Source organism: Dietzia sp. E1, assembly GCF_014145015.1.
Taxonomy (GTDB): domain Bacteria; phylum Actinomycetota; class Actinomycetes; order Mycobacteriales; family Mycobacteriaceae; genus Dietzia; species Dietzia cinnamea_A.
Map to the genome: position 1 here is coordinate 1 of NZ_JAALDU010000159.1, position 5,733 is coordinate 5,733.

Below are 5,733 nucleotides of genomic sequence, written 5' to 3' on the forward strand. Positions count from 1 at the left end.
TCGCCCCGATGAGGGGATAGGCGAGCACGTCGACGACCTTGGGCACCAGCACGAGCACCGTCGCCACCGCCGCGGCGACCCCGATCGAGTCGGTAAGGTAGTACGCCAACACCAGGCCGGGCAGCGTGCCGAACGCGCCCGTGCCCAGGCTGCCCGCGGCGTACGAGGCCAGGACCGGGGCCGTGGTGGCGCGGTCGCGCGCTACCCGGTCAGGCGCGTCGGCCGCGTCGGTGGTTGTCATGGACCGACTCTAGGACCCGCCGCGCCCGTTCCGCCGGACTTCGCCGGCGGATCCGGCGCGGGCTCAGCCGCGCCAGTCGAAGACGTCCGGGTCCGGGCCGGAACGCGTGCCGTTGTGCAACGCCGAGACCGAGGCCATCTGCTCGTCGGTCAGCTCGAAATCGAACAGCTCGAGGTTCTCCCGCATCCGCGCCGGGCTGGACGACTTGGGGAACACGATGTCCCCGCGCTGCAGGACCCACCGCAGCACCACCTGGGAGACGGTACGCCCGACCTGCTCGGCCAGAGCCGTGAGCTGCGGGTCCCCGAAGACCGAGCCCTGGGCGAGCGGGCTCCACGCCTCAACGGCGATCCCGCGCTCGACACACGCGGCGCGGAGCTCGTCGTTGACGAAGTAGGGGTTCGATTCGATCTGGTTGACCGTCGGGGTGCTCAGCCCGGCATCGGCGAGACGGGCGAGGTTCGCCTCCGTGAAGTTGGAGACGCCGATCGAGTCGACGGGCAGGTCGGAGCGGATCTCCTCCATGGCCTCCCAGACCCGCGCGACATCGTTGTGCATGGCCAGCGGCCAGTGGACGAGGTACAGGTCGATCCGGCCGCCGAGCGCCTCGAGCGACCGCTCGGTGGCCTCACGGGCGGCCGTGCGCTCGTGGAAGGTGTTGTTGAGCTTGGTCGTGATCCAGAACTCCTCGCGCGGTATCCCGGAGGCGGCCACCGCCCGGCCCACGCCCTCCTCGTTGCCGTACATCTGCGCGGTGTCGAGGTGCCGGTACCCGGCCTCGATGGCGTCGGAGACGACCTTCTCGGTGTCCGCGGGCGGGACCTGGAACGTGCCGAACCCGAGTTGCGGGATCGACCGCCCGTCGTTCAGTTCGATCGTGGGGACGTACGTCTGGGGTGTGCTCATGCGCTACAACGTACGCCGCGGCGCCGAGAAGAGGATCTCGCGCACGTCCACCCGGCCGATACGCGCACTTTCCTCTTCTCGGCAGCGCCCGAGCTCACCCCTGACCGGTGCGCAGCGACGCCTCCACGAGGTCCAGCATCTCGCTGACGTGCTCGGTGCCGCGGCCCGTGGCCAGGTGCGTGATGAGTCCGTCGAGGATGATGTCGAGGTAGACCCGCAGCACGTCGGCGGGGATGTCCGTGCGCATCCGGCCCGAGGCCTTCTGCTCCCGCAGGCGAGCGACGATCGCCGCGTCGACCTCGGCCTGCCGGTCCGTCCACCGTTCCCGGAACTCCGGGTCCGTACGGATCCGGCGGGCGATCTCCAGCCGCGTACCGAGCCACGAGAATTCGTCGGGGTCCGCGAGTATCTCCCGCATCACCTGGACGAGGCCCTGCTCGGCGACCGTGGCGGCCATCGCCGCGGCGTCGTCGTGGGCCAGGGCGAGGAAGAGGGCGTCCTTGTCGTCGAAGTGGTGGAAGATGGCGCCGCGGCTCATGCCGGTGGCCTCCTCCAGCCGGCGCACGGTGGCCCCCTCGAACCCGTACTCGGCAAAGCACTCACGGGCGCCGGACAGGATCTGCCGGCGTCGGGCGTCCATGTGGTCCTGGCTGACCCTGGGCATCTCACAACCTTTCTCGCGGATACACCGCGGCGGTGCGCAGTTCCTCGCCCGATTCAGGGAGTACCGCGCACCGCCGTCGATGTGTGAGGGGATCAGCCCTTGATCATGTTGCGCAGCACGTACTGCAGGATGCCGCCGTTGCGGTAGTAGTCCGCCTCACCGGGGGTGTCGATGCGCACGGTGGCGTCGAACTCGACGGTGGAGCCGTCCTCCTTGGTCGCGGTGACCTTGACCGTCTTGGGCGTGGTGCCGTTGTTCAGCTCCTCGATGCCCGTGATGTCGAAGGTCTCCGTGCCGTCCAGACCGAGGGTCTCGTGGGACTCGCCCTCGGGGAACTGCAGCGGGATGACGCCCATGCCGATGAGGTTGGAGCGGTGGATGCGCTCGAACGACTCGGTGATCACGGCGCGCACGCCCAGCAGGCGGGTGCCCTTGGCGGCCCAGTCACGCGAGGAGCCGGTGCCGTACTCCTTGCCGCCGAGCACGACCAGCGGGATGTCCTTCTCGGCGTAGTTCTGCGCGGCGTCGTAGATGAACGCCTGCGGCGCACCCTCCTGGGTGAAGTCGCGGGTGTATCCGCCCGTCACGCCGTCCAGCAGCTGGTTCTGCAGACGGATGTTGGCGAAGGTGCCGCGGATCATGACCTCGTGGTTGCCGCGGCGAGAACCGAAGGAGTTGTAGTCCTTGCGCTCCACACCGTTGGCGTCGAGGTACTGCGCCGCCGGGGTGCCCGGCTTGATGGTCGAGGCCGGCGAGATGTGGTCGGTGGTGACCGAGTCGCCGAGCTTGGCCAGGACGCGGGCGCCCTTGATGTCCTTGACGGGCTCCGGCTCCATCTCCATGCCGTCGAAGTACGGGGCCTTGCGGACGTAGGTCGACTTCTCGTCCCACTCGAAGGTCTTGCCGTCGGGGGTGTCGAGGCCGCGCCAGCGCTCGTCGCCGGCGAACACGTCGGCGTACTTGGACTTGTACTCGTTCGACGAGATGGAGGCCTTGATGGTCTCCTCGATCTCCTCGGAGGTGGGCCAGATGTCCTTGAGGAACACGTCGTTGCCGTCGTGGTCCTTGCCCAGCGAGTCGTTCTCGAAGTCGAAGTCCATCGTGCCGGCGATCGCGTACGCGATGACCAGGGGCGGGGACGCCAGGTAGTTCATCTTGACGTCCTGGTTGATCCGGCCCTCGAAGTTGCGGTTGCCGGACAGGACGGCGGTCGCGGTGAGGTCGTTCTCCTGGATCGCGTTGGAGATCTCCTCCGGCAGCGGGCCGGAGTTACCGATGCAGGTGGTGCAGCCGTAGCCCACGAGGTGGAAGCCGAGGGCCTCCAGGTCCGGCCACAGGCCGGCGCGCTCGTAGTACTCGGTGACGACCTGCGAGCCCGGGGCCATCGAGGTCTTGACCCACGGCTTGGCGGTCAGGCCCTTCTCGTGGGCCTTACGGGCGAGCAGGCCCGCGCCGATCATGACCGACGGGTTGGACGTGTTGGTGCACGAGGTGATCGACGCGATCGAGACGATGCCGTGGTCGAGCACCATCTCCCGGCCCTCGACGGTGACCTCGACCGGCTTGGAGGGCCGGCCCTCGGCGCCGGCGGAGGCGTCGGCGCGGACGGAGCCCTCCTCGGCGTGGACGAGCGTGGCACCCTCGGCCGGGGCGTCACCGTACTGCGTGGAGCCCTTCTGGGTGTCCTCGAGCGTCGTGGCGTCGTCGCCGACGTAGTTGTGGATGTCCTTGCGGAACGCGCTCTTGGAGTCGGACAGCTCGATGCGGTCCTGCGGCCGCTTGGGGCCGGCGATCGACGGCACCACGTCGCCGAGGTCCAGCTCGAGGTACTCCGAGAAGGCGGGCTCGGGGGCCTCGGGGTCGAGCCACATGCCCTGCTCCTTGGCGTAGGCCTCGACCAGAGCGAGCTGCTCCTCGTCGCGGCCTGTGAGGCGCAGGTAGTCGATGGTCTCGCCGTCGATCGGGAACATGGCACAGGTGGAGCCGAACTCCGGGCTCATGTTGCCGATGGTGGCGCGGTTGGCGAGCGGCACGGCGGCGACGCCGGCACCGTAGAACTCGACGAACTTGCCGACGACGCCGTGCTTGCGGAGCATCTCGGTGATCGTGAGGACCACGTCGGTGGCGGTCACGCCCGGCTTGATCGACCCGGTGAGCTTGAAGCCCACGACGCGGGGGATGAGCATGGAGATCGGCTGGCCGAGCATGGCGGCCTCCGCCTCGATGCCGCCGACACCCCAGCCGAGTACGCCGAGGCCGTTCTCCATGGTGGTGTGGGAGTCGGTACCCACGCAGGTGTCGGGGTAGGCGACGCCGTCGCGGACCATGACCGAGCGGGCCAGGTACTCGATGTTGACCTGGTGGACGATGCCGGTGCCCGGGGGGACGACCTTGAAGTCGTCGAACGCGCCCTGGCCCCAGCGGAGGAACTGGTAGCGCTCCTCGTTGCGCTGGTACTCGATCTCGACGTTCTTGTCGAACGAACTGTGGTCACCGAACGACTCGATGATCACGGAGTGGTCGATGACCATCTCGGCGGGGGCGAGGGGGTTGACCTTGTCCGGGTCGCCGCCGAGCTTCTCGACGGCCTCGCGCATCGTGGCGAGGTCGACGATGCAGGGCACGCCGGTGAAGTCCTGCATGATCACGCGGGCGGGCGTGAACTGGATCTCGGTGTCCGGGTCGGCGTTGGGATCCCAGTTCGCCAGGGCGTCGATGTGCGCCTTGGTGACGTTCTTGCCGTCCTCGGTGCGCAGGAGGTTCTCGGTGAGGACCTTGAGGGAGTAAGGGAGCTTCTCCGCTCCCGGGACCGCCGACAGGCGGTAGATGTCGTAGGCCTCGTCGCCGACCTCAAGGGTCCCCTTGGCGCCGAAGCTGTCAATGCTTGCTGTCACGTCAGCTCCACTCGTGGTGTCTATGTCGATTCGTCATCCCACCCGGAGCCGTCACCTCGAGCGTGTCGGGCGGCGGCGCCGGGGCGGACACACGGTCCATTGTGGACCCTGCCATCCGTCAGCGGCCCCCAATTTACCAGTACGGACGTTCTGTATAAACTCGGCACGCCCGAACGTGGGAACGGCACTGCGGTTATCGCGCCGTCGGCGCGTGGGTTCGGCGCGACGACGGCGAGATGGCACCATATCGGGCGTGGACAACCCCGACGATGCCGTGATGACGCTCGCCCGCGAGGCCGGGCCGATCCCGTCGTTGGGCGAGGACGAGGTCCCGCAGTGGCTGGACTTCCCGGCGGTCGTGGCGGATCTCGCCGACGACGGCGTCTCGGCCCCTGAGCCCTTCGTCGAGGGTCTGCGGTCGGTGGTCGAGGAGGCGGCGGATCGCGGTCTCGACCTGAAGGTGGTCTACACGGAGGCCCCCGCGGCGGTCTACACGGACGCGCGTGACGTGGCCACGTTCCTCAACGAGGAGTACGAGGGCACGATCCTCGTCCGCACACCCGCCTTCATCGGCAGCTCCAGCGACACGATCCCGCGGCACCGGCTCGAGGCGGGCCAGGACGACGCGTGGGAGGAGTTCGACCCCGTCGCCTCCGCCGCGGTTTTCGCGCACAAGGTCACGGCGCCGACCCCGCCGTGGGGGACCGTCACGGCGGTGACCCTGGCGTTGGCCGTGGTGGCGATGGTCGCCTTCGCGGTCGCCTTGCGCCGACGCGCCCACTGAGTTTCCGCCACGACCCGTCCGCCCCGGCCGTCGCCACCCAACGGCCGTCGACACGGGCGCCGCCCGGTCCGACGACACGCCGCGTCGCACCGCTGTGAAAATAGTTACAGCAGTGTATTTTACCGCCCGATGTTTCACATGTGTTCGCTGTGACTTACGGTGCTTAAGGAACCATCGGTTCTCCCGAGGCGGTAACGAACTCCAGTGGCGCAGGGGAAGGCATCACCGGAGCCCGCGCCGCCCC

At 68.6% G+C, this 5,733-nt stretch carries 5 protein-coding genes; 1 reads left to right on the top strand and 4 read right to left on the bottom strand.

What is annotated here, in order from left to right:
• The 4 genes from G6030_RS06595 to acnA form a co-directional block, all read right to left on the bottom strand.
• The coding region (locus tag G6030_RS06595) for an MFS transporter (protein ID WP_182642589.1) at window positions 1-241 on the bottom strand (241 nt) is incomplete at its 3' end.
• 63 nt (window positions 242-304) lie between these two features.
• Window positions 305-1,147 carry an aldo/keto reductase gene (locus G6030_RS06600; protein WP_182642590.1) on the bottom strand — a complete coding sequence of 281 codons (843 nt, stop codon included), beginning with the start codon at window positions 1,145-1,147 and terminating at the stop codon, window positions 305-307.
• A 94-nt stretch (window positions 1,148-1,241) separates the two neighbouring features.
• On the bottom strand, window positions 1,242-1,811 hold the full coding sequence (locus tag G6030_RS06605) for a TetR/AcrR family transcriptional regulator (protein WP_043568887.1): 570 nt from the start codon (window positions 1,809-1,811) through the stop codon (window positions 1,242-1,244).
• Between the two features lie 92 nt (window positions 1,812-1,903).
• On the bottom strand, window positions 1,904-4,705 hold the full coding sequence (acnA, locus tag G6030_RS06610; RefSeq protein ID WP_182642591.1) for an aconitate hydratase AcnA: 2,802 nt from the start codon (window positions 4,703-4,705) through the stop codon (window positions 1,904-1,906).
• A 253-nt stretch (window positions 4,706-4,958) separates the two neighbouring features.
• Between acnA and G6030_RS06615 the strand changes: the two genes are divergently transcribed.
• Entirely contained in the window at window positions 4,959-5,489 is a 531-nt protein-coding gene (locus G6030_RS06615; protein ID WP_182642592.1) for a DUF6676 family protein, read from the top strand.
• Window positions 5,490-5,733: the final 244 nt, after the last annotated feature.